15 protein-coding genes are annotated in these 16,132 nt (G+C 34.6%); 14 read left to right on the top strand and 1 reads right to left on the bottom strand.

From position 1 onward, the window contains the following. Positions 1-62: 62 nt before the first annotated feature. From NST60_RS08295 to NST60_RS08230, 14 genes are all read left to right on the top strand, one after another. Positions 63-455: a conjugal transfer protein gene (locus tag NST60_RS08295; protein ID WP_341098631.1), complete on the top strand. Its 393-nt coding sequence runs from the start codon at positions 63-65 to the stop codon at positions 453-455. Next, positions 439-2,892: a conjugal transfer ATPase TcpF gene (tcpF, locus tag NST60_RS08290; RefSeq protein ID WP_341098630.1), complete on the top strand. Its 2,454-nt coding sequence runs from the start codon at positions 439-441 to the stop codon at positions 2,890-2,892. Before NST60_RS08295 ends, tcpF begins: the two co-directional genes overlap by 17 nt. Continuing rightward, entirely contained in the window at positions 2,873-5,014 is a 2,142-nt protein-coding gene (locus NST60_RS08285) for a CD3337/EF1877 family mobilome membrane protein (RefSeq protein ID WP_341098629.1), read from the top strand. Before tcpF ends, NST60_RS08285 begins: the two co-directional genes overlap by 20 nt. Positions 5,015-5,019: 5 nt before the next feature. Further along, the gene (locus NST60_RS08280) at positions 5,020-6,033 is read left to right on the top strand and encodes a bifunctional lytic transglycosylase/C40 family peptidase (protein WP_341099811.1); all 1,014 of its coding nucleotides are present in this window, start codon (positions 5,020-5,022) and stop codon (positions 6,031-6,033) included. Between the two features lie 15 nt (positions 6,034-6,048). Beyond that, complete coding sequence (locus NST60_RS08275; RefSeq protein WP_445304392.1) at positions 6,049-6,960, top strand: conjugal transfer protein; 912 nt, start codon at positions 6,049-6,051, stop codon at positions 6,958-6,960. A 237-nt stretch (positions 6,961-7,197) separates the two neighbouring features. Continuing rightward, complete coding sequence (locus tag NST60_RS08270; protein ID WP_341098628.1) at positions 7,198-7,917, top strand: ABC transporter ATP-binding protein; 720 nt, start codon at positions 7,198-7,200, stop codon at positions 7,915-7,917. After that, positions 7,886-10,348, top strand: a complete 2,463-nt coding sequence (locus tag NST60_RS08265) for an ABC transporter permease (RefSeq protein WP_341098626.1) — start codon at positions 7,886-7,888, stop codon at positions 10,346-10,348. The genes NST60_RS08270 and NST60_RS08265 overlap by 32 nt, the downstream gene beginning before the upstream one ends. A 6-nt stretch (positions 10,349-10,354) precedes the next feature. Continuing rightward, positions 10,355-10,861: a PadR family transcriptional regulator gene (locus NST60_RS08260; protein ID WP_341098625.1), complete on the top strand. Its 507-nt coding sequence runs from the start codon at positions 10,355-10,357 to the stop codon at positions 10,859-10,861. Between the two features lie 77 nt (positions 10,862-10,938). Then, on the top strand, positions 10,939-11,574 hold the full coding sequence (locus NST60_RS08255; protein WP_341098623.1) for a hypothetical protein: 636 nt from the start codon (positions 10,939-10,941) through the stop codon (positions 11,572-11,574). 156 nt (positions 11,575-11,730) lie between these two features. Then, on the top strand, positions 11,731-11,922 hold the full coding sequence (locus tag NST60_RS08250; protein ID WP_341098622.1) for a hypothetical protein: 192 nt from the start codon (positions 11,731-11,733) through the stop codon (positions 11,920-11,922). A gap of 71 nt (positions 11,923-11,993) precedes the next feature. Continuing rightward, a complete protein-coding gene (locus NST60_RS08245; RefSeq protein ID WP_341098621.1) occupies positions 11,994-12,431 on the top strand; it encodes an RNA polymerase sigma factor in 438 nt (145 codons plus the stop codon). Further along, a complete protein-coding gene (locus NST60_RS08240; protein ID WP_341098620.1) occupies positions 12,415-12,669 on the top strand; it encodes a helix-turn-helix domain-containing protein in 255 nt (84 codons plus the stop codon). The genes NST60_RS08245 and NST60_RS08240 overlap by 17 nt, the downstream gene beginning before the upstream one ends. Positions 12,670-13,049: 380 nt before the next feature. Further along, positions 13,050-13,196 carry a hypothetical protein gene (locus NST60_RS08235; RefSeq protein WP_050349802.1) on the top strand — a complete coding sequence of 49 codons (147 nt, stop codon included), beginning with the start codon at positions 13,050-13,052 and terminating at the stop codon, positions 13,194-13,196. A gap of 60 nt (positions 13,197-13,256) precedes the next feature. Then, positions 13,257-15,077 (top strand): recombinase family protein, encoded by a 1,821-nt coding sequence (locus NST60_RS08230; RefSeq protein WP_341098618.1) that lies wholly within the window; start codon positions 13,257-13,259, stop codon positions 15,075-15,077. A gap of 31 nt (positions 15,078-15,108) precedes the next feature. On the opposite strand, the gene NST60_RS08225 is transcribed toward NST60_RS08230, so the two are convergent. Further along, positions 15,109-16,047 (bottom strand): tyrosine-type recombinase/integrase, encoded by a 939-nt coding sequence (locus NST60_RS08225; protein WP_224427773.1) that lies wholly within the window; start codon positions 16,045-16,047, stop codon positions 15,109-15,111. Between the last annotated feature and the right edge of the window lie 85 nt (positions 16,048-16,132).

Below are 16,132 nucleotides of genomic sequence, written 5' to 3'. Positions count from 1 at the left end.
TATAAAAATGTGAAAACAGTCTGTGTACATGCAGGCTGTTTTCTTCTTTGAAAGGAGAAATTATGAAAAAACTAAAAAGTTATACACGTATTTGGTCAGTTGAAAAAGTCATTTATGCAATCAATGATTTTCGCTTGCCCTTCCCTGTTACCTTTAATCAAATGTCGTGGTTTGTACTTTCTTTACTACTCGTCATGTTACTCGGGAATCTTCCCCCACTCTCATTGATCAATGGAGCGTTATTAAAATATGTGGGAATTCCAGTTGGATTAACATGGTTTATGAGTCAAAAAACATTTGATGGAAAAAAGCCATATAGCTTTCTGAAATCTGTGTTGACTTACTTTTTTCGTCCCAAAGTAACCTATGCAGCGAAACCAATCAAATTACAACAAGTGAAAATGAAAGAAAATATTACAACAGTAAGGAGTGAACTGCATGCGTTATCCGATTAAATATATAGAAAATAATCTCGTCTTTAATCATGACGGCGAATGTTTTGCTTATTATGAATTGCTTCCCTATAATTATTCTTTTTTGTCACCAGATGAAAAAGTTCAAGTACATGATCACTTTCGCCAATTGATTGCACAAAATCAAGATGGAAAAATTCATGCCCTACAAATTAGTACGGCTAGTAGTATTCGTTCTGTTCAAGAACGTAGTAAGGATTTAGTTACTGGAAGGTTAAAAGATGTTGCTTATGCACGGATTGATGATCAAACCGAAGCACTTGTTTCAATGATTGGAGAACATCAGGTAGACTATCGTTTCTTTATCGGTTTTAAGTTATTGTTGAATGAAGAAGAAGTCAGCATGAAATCAATGGGGAAATCAATCAAAAATTCACTATCTTCTTTTGTTCGTGATGTGAACCATCATTTAATGGGCGATTTTGTTTCCATGCCTCATGATGAAATGAGACGTTTCTCTAAAATGGAATCTTTGCTACAAAACAAAATTTCAAGGCGTTTCAAAATACGGCCCTTAGATAAAAACGATTTTGGATATTTGATTGAACATCTGCATGGTCAATCAAATATTGCTTATGAAGAGTATGACTACGTGCTTCCACTAAAAAAATTAAAACAAGAAACATTAGTGAAACGTTATGATATTATCAAACCAACACGTTGTTTAATGGAAGAAAACCAGCGTTATTTAAAAATCGAACAGGAAGAACAAACAACTTATGTTGCATATTTTACGATTAATTCGATTGTAGGTGATTTGGAATTCCCTTCAGATGAAATCTTTTATTACCAGCAACAACAACTCACCTTCCCTATTGATACATCCATGAATGTAGAAATTGTGACGAATAAAAAAGCATTATCGACTGTACGAAATAAGAAAAAAGAACTGAAAGATTTAGATAATCATGCGTGGGAATCCAACAATGAAACAGGAAGTAATGTGCTAGAAGCGTTGGAACAAGTAAATGAATTAGAAGATGTACTCGATCAAAGTAAAGAATCAATGTATAAGTTAAGCTATGTTATTCGAGTTTCTGCACCTACTTTAGATGAACTCAAACAACGTTGTAATGAAGTGAAAGATTTTTATGATGATTTAAACGTAAAACTCGTTCGTCCATTTGGCGATATGATTGGGTTACACAGTGAATTTATTCCCGCTAGTAAACGGTATATGAATGATTATATTCAGTACGTTACATCTGACTTTTTAGCGGGGCTTGGATTTGGTGCGACACAAATGCTTGGTGAAACAGAAGGAATTTATTTTGGTTACAACTTAGATACGGGAAGAAATGTATATCTCAATCCTAGTTTAGCAAGCCAAGGGGTAAAAGGTTCCGTCACTAATGCGCTTGCTTCCGCATTTTTAGGTTCACTTGGTGGTGGGAAATCATTCTCGAATAATTTACTCGTATATTATGCCGTTCTCTTTGGTGGTCAAGCTCTCATTGTTGATCCAAAAGCGGAACGAGAAAACTGGAAAGAAACGTTGCCTGAAATTGCTCATGAAATAAATATTGTCAATTTAACAAGTGATGATTCCAACAAAGGATTACTTGATCCTTTTGTCATTATGAAAAAGAAAAAGGACTCGGAAAGTCTTGCGATTGATATTCTTACCTTCCTTACAGGTATATCGAGTCGGGATGGAGATAAATTCCCTGTATTACGACGAGCGATTCGAGCTGTTGGTCAACAGGAAGAACGTGGCTTACTTCTCGTCATTCATGAATTAAGAAGTGACCCCAATCCATTAGCTGGTCCTATTGCTGATCATATCGAAAGTTTTACTGACTATGACTTCGCTCACCTTCTGTTTTCGGATGGGACTGTGGAAAATTCGATTAGTTTAGAAAAACAGTTAAATATGATTCAAGTTGCGGATTTGGTGTTACCAGATGCAGAAACAAATTTTGAAGAATATACGACGATGGAGTTGCTTAGTGTCTCTATGCTGATTGTTATTTCTACCTTTGCATTAGACTTTATCCATTCTGACCGAAGTATATTTAAAATTGTTGATTTAGATGAAGCCTGGTCCTTCCTGCAAGTCGCTCAAGGGAAAACACTGTCTAACAAACTAGTAAGAGCTGGACGTGCCATGAATGCGGGCGTATATTTTGTCACACAAAATGCGGATGATTTAACCGATGAAAAACTAAAAAACAATATCGGTGTGAAGTTTGCCTTTCGTTCTAGAGATATTAATGAAATTAAAAAGACATTAGAATTCTTTGGCGTCGATAAAGAAGATGAAGGAAATCAAAGAAGACTTCGTGAACTTGAAAACGGTCAATGTTTGATTCAAGATTTATATGGACGTGTTGGGATTATTCAAGTCCATCCTGTTTTTGAAGATTTATTTGATGCCTTTGATACGCGGCCACCTACAAATGAAAAAGAGACGAGGTGATGATGTGAAGAAACGACAATTTAAAAAAGTAATTTTAACGGCAGTACTCATTAGTGCTGCCGTTTTTCTATGTCTTCTATTACTTGGAACTTTTGCGCAAGCTGCGGGGTTAGTCGACGATATGGTATCAGAAGATAACTTGTATTCTCTCTATCCATTGGACCATTACCAATTGGACTTTTATGTCGATACAGGTTGGGATTGGTTGCCATGGAACTGGAATGATGGAATTGGTAAACAAGTCATGTATGGACTTTATACGATTACCAACTTCATTTGGATTATCAGTTTGTATTTATCAAATGCCACAGGCTACTTAATTCAACAAGCTTATTCTCTTGATTTCATTTCCCAAACAGCAGATGCGATTGGGAAGAATATGCAAACATTGGCCGGGATTACAGCAAGTGGTTTTAGTAGTTCAGGATTTTATGTCGGTTTTCTACTTCTGTTTATTTTAGTCATTGGAATTTACGTGGCTTATACAGGATTAATGAAACGAGAAACAACGAAAGCGATTCGAGCGATTTTAAACTTTTTGGTCGTGTTTATTTTGTCTGCTTCCTTTATCGCTTACGCACCAACATACATTACAAAAATCAATGATTTTTCAGCCGATATTAGCCAAGCAAGTTTAGATTTAGGAACAAAAATCTTGATGCCAAGTTCCACCAGTCAAGGAAGAGATAGTGTGGATATGATACGAAATAATCTCTTTTCTATTCAAGTGGAGCAACCTTGGATGTTGTTGCAATTTGATGATTCAGACAAGGAAAAGATTGGCGAAGATCGAGTTGAAACATTAGTTTCCATTAGTCCAGATGCCAATAACGGAAAAGATCGTGAGAATGCGGTTAAAGCGGAAATTGAGGATCATGACAATAAAAATTTAACGATTACGAAGACCACGACACGTTTAGGAATGGTCTTCTTTTTATTTCTATTTAATATTGGAATATCCATTTTCGTATTTTTATTATCGGGTATTATGATTTTCTCGCAAATTCTGTTTATTATTTATGCGATGTTTTTACCGATTAGCTTCCTATTATCCATGATACCAACTTTTGAAAACATGGGGAAACAAGCGATTATGAAGTTATTTAATGTGATTATGCTGCGTGCGGGTATCACGTTAATTATTACAGTTGCTTTTAGTATTTCATCTATGTTGTACAGCTTAACAACAAGCTATCCATTTTTCTTAATTGCTTTCTTGCAAATTGTGACATTCGCAGGCATTTACATGAAACTTGGTGACATCATGAGTATGTTCAGCTTACAAAGCAATGATTCACAAAACGTCGGTCGTAAAGTGATGCGTCGGCCTTATCGCATGTTTAATCGAGGTGGCCGCCGATTGCAACGTAATATTACTCGTACGCTTGCAGGGGCAACTGCTGGAGCGACGGCTGGCGCATTAGTTGGTCAGTCTAAAAAAACAAAAGGGAGTTCATCCCCCTTTCATCCATTACAACGGCTCACATCATCACCAAAAAAGAATCGAGAAAAGGCGGACGAACAGACGAATCCAACTTCATTAAGTCAGAAGTTTGGTCAAGTAACTGGGAAAGTACTTGGTGCAAAAAGTCAGGTTCGAGCAAATATCAAACATCGAAAAGAACAATTGGTTGATTTACCGACGAATACGAAATATGCAGTGATGCAAGGAACAGAACAGTTGAAAAAGCCAGTTCACGATTTTAAAGAAGGTGTGGTACAAGCAAAAGAACAAAGACAAAAAGCAACAAAAGAAAGAACAGTGAAACATCGCCAAACGATTGCAGATAAACGACGAGCATTGGATAAAAAACGTGCACCTTCTCGTGATCAGGCTACTCATACACGACCAGTTACTCAAAGAGAATCGATTGTGGGAAGAATTATACGGCAACAAAAGACATCATCAAACGAACAAGAACAGCTAGCCCATGGGATGCATAATCAAATTGAACAGTCGCATTTACAAAGAAAAAGAACAACTTCTAAAGAACGTCCAGAAATGGAAAATAAACAAGAAATACGAAAAGTTATGAAGCGTCCAGGTAAACCAATCAAAGTAATGAAGAAAAGACAGCTTCAGAAACGTTCCGTACCTACAAATAGGAGGGAACGCCAATGAAGGTCATGCGATTAAAAGTAATGATCATTACGTATGGAGTAGGCTTTATACTCTTTTTGGGATTGTTAGTTTTTGTGGCTCTCTTCATTTTTAATGAAGATGATTCATCAGGAGGAAATTATTCGGGCATTGATGGCGGGGGAAGCGTCTCTGTGTCGGCAGATGTATTAAAGCATCGACTAATGGTAGAGAAATATGCGAAAGAATATGGCATTAGTGAATATGTGTCAACATTACTTGCAATTATGGAAGTGGAAAGTGGCGGAAGATTGGTTGATGTGATGCAATCGAGCGAGTCATTGGGGTTACCGCCGAATTCATTAGATACAGAAGCATCTATCCAACAAGGGGTAAGATATTTTGCGGATTTAATTCAATCAGCAGAATCTAAAGGAGTGGATGGAAATACGGTTATACAAGCGTATAACTATGGCGGCGGTTTTATTAATTATGTTGCGGAAAGAGGAAAACAATATAGTTTTGACTTAGCCCAAAGCTTTGCGAAAAAACATTCAGAAGGAAGTAAAACCGCTTATTCCAACCCAATTGCGGTAAAAAAGAACGGTGGTTGGCGATACCTTTATGGCAATATGTTTTACGCTGATTTAGTTAATCAATATTTTCACTCCCCACAATTTGATGGTGATATCGTGCAACTAGTGATGGATGAAGCGTTGAAGTACGAAGGCTACCCTTATGTATTTGGTGGGGATAACCCAAACACTTCTTTTGATTGTAGTGGACTTACACAATGGAGTTATCAAAAAGCCGGAATTAATTTGCCAAGAACAGCACAACAACAATATGACTTTACAGAACATATATCTTTATCGGAAGCAAAACCGGGTGATTTAGTGTTTTTCCATTCAACGTATAACTCTGGAACGTATGTTACCCATGTTGGAATTTATCTTGGAGACAATCAAATGTATAACGCAGGTGATCCAATTGGCTATGCAGACTTAACGACTGCTTATTGGCAAAAACATTTAATTGGGGCAGGGCGCATTAAACAATAGGAAGGGTTGGAATAAATGAAAAACATATTTAGAAAAAAAGAAAAACAAACGGTGGAAACAAAGTCATCGAAAGCAAAAGTAAAAAGTGTTGGAACGCGTAAGAAATCCGTCACGGTTTTGTGGATTGTATTAATCAGTAGCCTTGTCTTTGGGATTTATAAGAACTTTACGGCAATTGATCAGCATACAGTTCATGAAAAAGAAGTCATTGAAACAAAACTTGTGGACACAAGTGCAATTGAAAGCTTTACGAAAAACTTTGTGAAAGATTACTATACGTGGCAAAACAATAAAGAGTCTATTGAACGACGAGAAGAAAAATTAAGTCTTTATCTAACAGAGGAATTACAAGCATTAAATACCGATACAGTAAGAGCAGATATTCCTACTAGTTCGAGTGTGAGTGATATTGATATTTGGTCGATATCACAAGAAGATGATGATACTTATGCGGTTGTTTATACAGTAGAGCAAAAAATTACAGAAGATAAGAATAGCAAAGAAATCAGTTCTACTTATCGAATTTTACTTCATCAAGATAGCATAGGAAACATAGTTATTACCCAAAGTCCTACCTTATGGAATACGCCGAATAAATCAGATTATGAACCACAACAACCTGAAAGTAATGGTACAGTCGATTCCGATACTGTACAAGAAGTGACAGAGTTTTTGGAGATATTCTTTACATTTTATCCGACTGCAACAGAGAAGGAGCTTGCTTATTATGTGAAAAATTATGCCTTACCTTCAATTAATAAAGACTATATATTTTCTGAGCTGATTAACCCTATGGTCCAACAATCTGGAAAACAGATAAAAGTTTGGTTATCGGTGAAGTATTTGAACGAAACGACAAAGACAATGGAAGTCTCACAATATATACTTTATTTAGAAAAAGATACTAACTGGATGATTGTTAGATAAAATTGTTAAAACTTTTACTTATTAATTTGGACATTTTATTAATATTCTTTTTTTCATTATTTGGAACTATTGAACTCTGTATTTAAATTTCATTTTAAATACTTAGTATATACGATAAACAGGGAATATCATTGGTTTAAAGGTGTTTTATGAATTTAATAGCCTTTATAAAAATATATCGTTTGAATTATTGTATACTTAGTATATAATAATATTAGAATTAGGAGGTTTGATAAAGTGATCCAGGTTAAAAATCTAACAAAAGAATTCTTGCAAGGACAAGAAAGAACCGAAGTATTAAAAGACGTCAGTTTACAAATTAAGGAAGGAGAATTTGTGGCAATTATGGGCCCGAGTGGGTCAGGGAAAAGTACATTACTCCAACTTTTAGGTGGCCTTGATGTACCTACTGAAGGAGAAATAATTATTAATAATAGTTATTTAAATAATATGACAGAAAAGGAAAGAACAATATTTCGCAGGAAAAATATAGGTTTTATCTTTCAAAACTATCAATTATTACCTAACCTTAGTGTGGAAGAAAATATTGCTTTTCCTCTTCACGCCGATGGAAATTTAACAAAAGAAAAAAAGCAGGTAATTTTAGAGTTACTTAATTCTGTTGGATTGAAAGGTCTAGGCCGTAAAAGAGCTAATTTGCTCAGTGGTGGGCAACAGCAACGCGTGGCTATAGCCCGTTCATTGGTTAGCAAACCAACAGTATTATTAGCAGATGAGCCAACAGGAAATTTAGATAGGAATACAGCCGAGGACATTCTGGGTTTAATTACAAAATTCAATAGAGAATACAATCAAACAATTATCATGGTTACTCATGATATTTTCGCCGCTGGGTTTGCGGATCGAATTATTCTGTTCAAAGACGGGGTAATCGATCAAATGATTTCTAGAAAGGAAGAAGATTATGCTAAATATGTGGCGAATTTCATGGCGTAACGTAACACAAAACAAAAAAAGATTTTTCTTTTCATTGCTTGGAATAATTATTGGTGTCGCTTTTATTACATCCATGCTAATCGCAGATAGAACAACAAATGAAGTTTTTAAGTACTATGAACAAATGTATGTAGCAAATGCTGATTATTGGCTTTTAAGCGATGAACAAACTTTTTCAGAGGATAGTGTTTCAGCCAAATTAAATAATACAATGGTTACTGAATCATTGTTTGTACTTGACAAACAAGCATTCATTGATCTAAGCGATAAATCGCTGAATCAACGGTCCGTACGAATTACAGGTGTAAATGATCAAAATAGCTCTTTATTAAAACTTCCTGTTATTGAAGGTAGTTTAGACAATGAGGGATTGATATTACCGGATGTCCTAGCCAATCTATTAAACAAAAAAGTTGGAGACACCATTCGGTTTAGTGATTTGGGAGAAGCTAAAATTTCTGCAATTGTTGAGTATACCCAATTACTTGCAAGTCCAAGTAATTGGGAAGATGCTGAGTCCACCAGCTTTAGAGTAATGGCTCCACTTAACATGTTAAGAGAGTGGACAAGTATGGATGATGAGCTTTCTTATGTAAGATTTCAAACAAATGAAGAAGGAGAACAACTTTTTCAATCTTTACAGCAAGAACTTAAGGATTCAAATGTATATATTCAACCAGTTGTCGCGGATGATCGACAAAGTAATGATATTGGGGGACTCTATACATTCTTTTACTTAATTGCTGGTTTATCAATGCTCATTAGTGGCTTCATTGTCTTTAATATGATTTATACAAGTGTGATGGAAAGGAAAAAGGAATTTGCAATAATGAAAAGCTTTGGTTATCTGCAAACCTCTATTTCTAAGCTTGTTTTGATTGAAGTAATACTATTGTCATTAATTGGTACCATTATTGGGGTACCAATTGGTATTTGGCTTGGTGACATTTTTATGCAAACATTACTCAGTGTGTTTGATTTTGATATGGTTTACACTCTAAATTGGAAAATGCCTACAGTTGTGGCTATAGTAATAGGAATTGTATTCCCAATTATTTTTTCCTTATTCCCTATATACAATGCTGGAAAAACGTCAGTCCTCTTAACATTAAAAATGGGTAATCATACAGACTCATTAAAAGGACAATATGTATTTAGAGGTATTGTTGGAGTGGGGTTACTTACTTTTATATTTATCGATCATTTTGTTTCCTATTTAGCTATTTTAGCAAGTATTATTTTGCTGTTCCCATTCTTGTTAAAAGGAATAAGTAAAATCTTTAAACCTATTTTCAAAATATTTCTCGGCTATTCAGGAATATTAGCTACCCATAGCCTTACGAAGCAGTTAAATCGAAATGCCAACACTTCCGCTATACTTGCTATAGGGATAGCAGTAATTTTATTGTTAAGCTCTGTTATAGAATCAGCACCTGAAGGTTATGAGAGTGAAATTAGAAATACGTATGGAGGTGATATAAGAATTACATCAGAAGCTCCTTGGTCTAGTGAGGATATAACAACTTTATTTTCTTATGATTCTATTGCAAATGTTGTCCCTTTAACAGAAGCGACACCTATTACATGGGAAACTATTAATGCTGAGGATAGACAATTTTCTATTTTTGCCATCAATGATAATGGGCCAGCTTTATTTGAAGATTCAGGAAAAGATTCACTATATCTAGAGTTACAAGAGGAACCATCTATTCTGCTTGGTAAACGAGCTTTTGATGAATGGGGCGGAAAAGTTGGAGAATACATGAATGTAAATACTCCCTCAGGGAAACAAAAAATTAAAGTTATTGATGTCGTAGATACCTCACATTATTCAGGATATGTTGGTTTTATCGATGAGGGGCATTTAAATAAAGAATTTGGTTGGGGAAATAGCTTTGATATGCTATTAACATTAAACAGTAAATATAACGGTGAGCAATTACGTGATCAGTTATGGAAGGATTTCAATGGGCACCTTTCAAAAGTTAAAACAGTCGAGGATGAAATTAAATCAACTACTTCTGCGCTGTCTGGTATGAACGAATTAATACTAATCATGCTCTTCCTAATTATTGGTCTAGCAAGCATTGGTACAGCTAATACTCTTTTGATGAATACCTTGGAACGTACATCTGAAATTGGAACAATGAGAGCTATTGGATTTACTAGACAGCAAGTAAGGAAAATGGTGATTGGAGAAGGTTTACTCATAGGTTTAGCAGGAGTTATTGGAGGAGTGGCATCGGGTGTGATTTTACTCTACGTTATTAGTAAATCAAAGCTTTTAGGGGATTTTATATCCTTTCAGATGCCTATTAATAATATTGGGGTAGCATTGATTGCTGGTCTTTTACTAAGTCTCTTTGCATCTTGGATTGCCAGTACGACAGCTAGTAAAACAAATATTTTATCATCACTCAAAGAAGGTTGAGAAAATATGTCAGTAAAATATGGAATATTAACACTGCTATTCCATCAAGAAAATCATGGATACGAATTAAAAATTGAGTTAGAGTCTCTTTTAGGAATCAAAGGTAAAATTAATCCTGGTCAAATATATACTACCCTTGATCGTCTAATTCGTGATCAACTTGTTTCCACGGCAGGAATAGATGATCAAGAAAGAAAGTTATACAAGTTAGAGCCGGAAGGTGAAAAAGAATTAACAAGATGGTTGTTAGAGCCTGTACCTTACTCTTCTACTAAAGACGATTTCCACTTCAAATGGAGTTGTGCTCGCAAAATCCATTTTGATCAAGAAATTATTATGCTTGATCAACAAAAAGCACTAATAATGAAAGATGTAATGGAGTTGACTAAATTAAAGACTGAGTTACTTATTAAAGGTGAAGAGAATAAATATTTATTAATAAGTGGTACGCTCTTACATTTAGATGCAGATTTAAATTGGATACATCAGATTGAAAATCGAAATCGTTCATAAATATATCAAGGCGTTCCCTTATATACTATTACTGTTGTTTTAACTAATTAATTAAAAAATTAAAAAGGAAGTTTTTTATGGATTTAATTATTAAATATAATTGGGAACTGTTTATTTTCATAGAATTGTTGTCATTTGGATCGCTAGTTTTATTTGGTATATTTCGATACTTTTTTGATAAATCTAGACTTAGTATTATGTTTATTTTTATCTTTCTCTTTATGTTAATAATTGAAGGGGCGCTTGGGATATATGTCTATTCGCAAACGGGAGAAATTTCAACCTTCCAAATTGTTATTATTGTTTTCATCATTTATGCGTGTACATTTGGCATATTCGATTTTATGAAATTGGATCGCTGGATGCGTAAAAAGATTGGTACATTACGTGGAATTGAATTATTGTCGGATAAAGATTATAAAATTATAAATCGAAATAATAACCCTGAATATATTGCAAAAAAGTATCGTCTTTCTTCTTTTATACATTTAATTATATTTGTATCAGTTCAAGCTATTTTTTGGCGGGTGGGTACAGAAAATATTTCAGAAATAAAAATGTATTTAAGTAATCTTTCATGGATAAATAAAGGAATAGCCGAAGAATCACCTTATCCTAATGATGTAACCTTGGGGATTGGAGTAATTTGGGGAATTGTTTTTATAGCTGATTTTATTTATTCGTGGTCTTATACACTTTTTCCAAAAAAGTAGTTATGTAAAGCCGTTGTCGAGTTGTAAATAAGTCATAGAATAAATTAATCAAAATAAACATGCTGAAAATGGTGGTTTCTCTAAAAATTAAGATTTTAGAGGTGTATTAAGTTTGTTCTAATTTAATGATATGGCGGTTAAAAGGAGGAATTCTCCATGTATATTAATTTCTCTATTAACTATATACCATTCAATATTTTAAGAGAAATTTTAATGCACTATGAAATGGCAAGTTTTTCAATCTATCGACATACAGTACCTAATGAAATATCTAAAATTTATGCCCAACTGGCTGAAGTTCAGTTGGGTTTTTTTAATAAAAGTGCTGATTTTTTTGGCATTTCATAAAAAATCTTGTTGAAGGTTATGAAAGGGGAAATCATCACCCGCCTTTGCAGTTGCGAAGGGAGAGGAAATGCATGATAGAACCAGATCGTACCGAGTGGCAAATTCGCTGTGCATTTAATGCTTTTTGTAAACGTGTATTGAAGAATGAAGCAATCAATATTTACAACGAAAGGCAAAAAAGGCAGGCAAAGGAGATGACATTTTCTGATCTTACACCACAAGAGAAAAATCTACTTTATACCTTAGATAAGCAATATGAAGGGGAAGAAGGAGAAAGTCTACAAGTGGCTGGTAAGAGAATCACTCCAAGGTTACTTGCTGAAGCGATGCGTACTTTACCAATAGAAAAGCGTAATACAGTCCTACTCTACTACTTTTTTGATAAATCAGATGTAGAAATTGCTGAACTACTAGAGATTCCACGTAGTACTGTTCAGTATAGACGGACAAGCTCTTTTAATGGGTTAAAGCGATTTTTGGAGGAACATGCAGATGAATGGGATGATTGATGCTAACACAAAGGACAACGAACGTGGTTTATTACCATACCTAATTATTTTAGCTGCAAATAAGGGTGAGCCAGAAGCAATAGAAGTGGTTATTCTGCATTATGGAAGCTACATGACAAGTTTGTCCATGCGTAAACTTTATGATGAACAAGGAAATACGTATTGGGGCATTGATGAAGATACCCGTGATCGTTTACGTTCGAAGCTTATGCAAGCTATTTTAGCTTTCAAGATTTGATTATATGGTTAGGTTTTCCCTTTCATTTCATTAATCATATATTTGTTCTTTGACAAAGAAAGCAAGGGAGATAACGTCTTGCAGTATATATTGGAAAAATCAGATACTTTCTACTGATGATGAGCCACTTGATTCATGCGCTATGACTTTCAATAGAAGAAACGTGCGATCATCTATGAATCTAATGCAATTGTGGTGGATTGCTGGCGATAACCCATCAAATAGGATAATGATACTCCTCTATCGTCATGGTTCGAGCGTTCAAAGCGTCGCAAGCTATGAATAGAGCTGGAAGGAATACTTGCAGGGGTGAAATTCCCGTGGAGCTGTACCAACAGCCGTCTGATTTTTAATTGATTAATTATAAGGGGGCGTGTTTTTTGAAACAGAATTTGATTCTTTATAGTATGCAAATTGCTATGTTAAAACAACTGCTAACCCGTAAATTGATTACTGAAAAGGAATATTACATGGTTAAAAATAGATTAATGAAAGAATATGGCATTATTTCTGATATTACAGGCTGAATTGTGTTTCTATTGGCGATACAATAGAAAATAGGTAGGAACACAAAAGGAGGAACTGTTATGTCAAAGGTAGAAGTTATTCGTGCCAATAGTAACTTAGCCAACCAGAAACGTGGAAAAGAAATAAAACAGCTTAGGGTAGCAGTATATTGTAGAGTAAGTACAGACTCAGAAGATCAGTTAAGTAGCTATAAATCACAAGTCTCTTATTACTCTGATTTAATTCAGAAAAATGTAGAATGGGTGTTAGCTGATATCTATGCGGATGAAGCCATCACAGGTACACAGATTACTAAACGTGAAGATTTTCAACGAATGATTAATGACTGTATGAATGGAGATATTGATATGGTGATTACGAAATCAATATCTAGATTTGCAAGGAACACATTAGATACGTTGAAATATGTTCGTATGTTAAAAGAAAGAGATATAGCCGTTTATTTTGAAGATGAAAAAATCAATACGCTGACAATGGATGGTGAATTGTTACTTGTTGTTTTAAGTTCAGTCGCACAACAGGAAGTTGAAAATATATCTGCAAATGTTAAAAAAGGATTAAAGATGAAAATGCAACGTGGAGAGCTAGTCGGTTTTCAAGGGTGTCTTGGTTATGACTATCATCCGGAAGATAAAAGTATTTCAATAAACGAAAAAGAAGCGGAAATTGTTCGTTATATTTTTCAAAGGTATGTTGAAGGAGCAGGAGGTAGTATCATCTCAAGGGAGTTAGAGAATTTAGGCTACAAAACAAAGAGAGGTACTCCAACATGGGCTGAAACAACTGTACTTGGAATTATAAAGAATGAAAAATATAAAGGCGATATTTTAATGGGAAAAACTTTTACATTAGATCCCATTTCAAAACGTCGATTAGAAAACTTTGGTGAGGAAGATCAGTACTATTTACGAAATCACCATGAACCAATTGTCAGTGCGGAAATATTTGATAAAGCACAGGAAATCAGGATAAGAAGAAATCGCGGGCGAAATACAGTAGAAAATAATGGTGGGAAGCGAGAGAAGTATAGTCGTAAATATGCGTTTAGCTGTATGATTGATTGTGGTTACTGTGAAAGTACATTAACAAGACGCAGATGGCATAGTTCAACGAAATATAGTAAAACGATTTGGCAGTGCGTTACAAGTACAAAGAAGGGAAAAAAGTTTTGTCCAGACAGTAAAGGAATACCCGAAGAAGCTATTGAAAAAGCTTTTCTAGAAAGTTACCGAATTATGTGTAATAATAACAAAGACGTATTGGAGGAATTTTTGCAACGAATGGAAGAAACATTGAGCTCCAATACGATTCATAAAGAAATAGCTAAAATGGAAAAAGAAATTCAAGGATTAGAAAACAAAAAGAATAAATTAGTGGATATGAGACTGGAGAATATTATCGATAAAGATACGTATGAAGATAAATATAATTCACTCATGCAAGATATTAATGAAAGGGTTCAAACAAAAGAAAAGTCGTTATCAAACTTGGAAGAAGAAAAGGATATTAAAAAACGCTTATTAGCTTTCAAGAAAGTTTTGGAACAAAATGAAGTGATTGAAACTTTTGACCGATATGTATTTGAAAGTGTCGTTGATAAGGTAATTGTAGGTGGAGTAGATGAAGATGGAAACAAAGATCCTGCGATGATTACGTTTGTATATAAAACAGGTTTAAGTAATAGTCTTGATGGTGAAAAATTTAAACCTGCACGAAGAAATGCGAAAAAAGAAAACACAAAAACATCTAACGAATTGTGTTCACATACAGTCAACGAGGATAATAAATTGTGTTCACATAGTAGTGACGACACATGTGGAGGCAGTGGCGAGGCTATCGTTGGTATAACAAGGGTTTTTTGCAAGGTATGTACACATTGACCACAATTTGACCACATACCTTGCAAAAAACTTATTTTGAGATGAATTTCTCAAGTAGATCAACTGATTTTTCTTTCATTGATTCAGTGACATGAGCATAGACATCTCCGGTAGTTTTTATGCTGCTATGTCCTAAGCGTTCCTGAACTTCTTTTAATGTCATACCAGCTTCTAGACAAATAGTTGCGTGGGTATGTCTAGTATCATGAAAGCGAATTTTGGGAACATTAGCAATTTTTATTGCTTTATTAAATTCTGTGGTCAACGATCTAGGATAAATGGGTTTTCCTGTTTGTGTAGCAAAGATTAAATTAAGGTCCTCGTAACTGTTACGAAGAGCCATTTTCATTTTGTTTTGCTGCGCTTTCCATCCCTTTAATACATTTATTGCGGAGTCACCAATTTTTATCACTCTGTTAGAAGATTGCGACTTTGTTGTGGAAAACTTATAACCATCTTTATTATATATCAATGATTTATCCACATTAAGATACTGGTTCTCTATGTCTAAATCATCCCAAGTGAGGGATAAAATTTCACCGCGACGGCAACCAGTGAATAATGCGGTGTGGATAAGTGCATAAAGACGAGGATTCGTTAATTTAGTTACATCTAAAAATATATGCATCTCTTTAACAGACCACGTTTTTTGTTCTACTCTTCTAGGTCTTGGCTTATCCACATCAATAAGAGGATTAGTCTGTATAATTTTCCATTTACGTGCAGCATCCAATGCGCCATAAAGAATGGTATTAAGATACTCTATATACCGAGGGGAAAGTCCTTCATCAGTTAAATCATTTATAAACTTTTGCAGGAGTAGAGTATTTAATTTTTTTACTTGGTAATCCCCTAACACAGGTACAATTCGATAATTAACAGCATTCGTATATTCCTTAAACGTTGTTTCCTTTATTTTTCGTTTCATTGTTAGTTCGAACCAACGCGCAAATAAATCTTTTACTGTTATTTCAGTTAGATCTGCAGAGACTTCGCCGTTATCCTGTTTCTGTAGCTTTTTAAATGCCTCGTCGATTTTTGCGAGGGCTTCTTTT

Source organism: Niallia sp. FSL W8-1348 (assembly GCF_038006745.1).
GTDB lineage: Bacteria > Bacillota > Bacilli > Bacillales > Cytobacillaceae > Niallia > Niallia alba.
The sequence above is the reverse complement of the archived record's forward strand: the minus strand, read 5'-3'. Positions and strand labels throughout refer to the sequence as shown.

Bases quoted from the DNA above. Each gene is read 5' to 3' on its own strand.
- NST60_RS08295 (WP_341098631.1), top strand. From the start codon at position 63: ATGAAAAAACTAAAAAGTTATACACGTATTTGGTCAGTTGAAAAAGTC.
- tcpF (WP_341098630.1), top strand. From the start codon at position 439: ATGCGTTATCCGATTAAATATATAGAAAATAATCTCGTCTTTAATCAT.
- NST60_RS08285 (WP_341098629.1), top strand. From the start codon at position 2,873: ATGAAAAAGAGACGAGGTGATGATGTGAAGAAACGACAATTTAAAAAA.
- NST60_RS08280 (WP_341099811.1), top strand. From the start codon at position 5,020: ATGCGATTAAAAGTAATGATCATTACGTATGGAGTAGGCTTTATACTC.
- NST60_RS08275 (WP_445304392.1), top strand. From the start codon at position 6,049: ATGAAAAACATATTTAGAAAAAAAGAAAAACAAACGGTGGAAACAAAG.
- NST60_RS08265 (WP_341098626.1), top strand. From the start codon at position 7,886: ATGCTAAATATGTGGCGAATTTCATGGCGTAACGTAACACAAAACAAA.
- NST60_RS08260 (WP_341098625.1), top strand. From the start codon at position 10,355: ATGTCAGTAAAATATGGAATATTAACACTGCTATTCCATCAAGAAAAT.
- NST60_RS08255 (WP_341098623.1), top strand. From the start codon at position 10,939: ATGGATTTAATTATTAAATATAATTGGGAACTGTTTATTTTCATAGAA.
- NST60_RS08250 (WP_341098622.1), top strand. From the start codon at position 11,731: ATGTATATTAATTTCTCTATTAACTATATACCATTCAATATTTTAAGA.
- NST60_RS08245 (WP_341098621.1), top strand. From the start codon at position 11,994: ATGATAGAACCAGATCGTACCGAGTGGCAAATTCGCTGTGCATTTAAT.
- NST60_RS08240 (WP_341098620.1), top strand. From the start codon at position 12,415: ATGAATGGGATGATTGATGCTAACACAAAGGACAACGAACGTGGTTTA.
- NST60_RS08230 (WP_341098618.1), top strand. From the start codon at position 13,257: ATGTCAAAGGTAGAAGTTATTCGTGCCAATAGTAACTTAGCCAACCAG.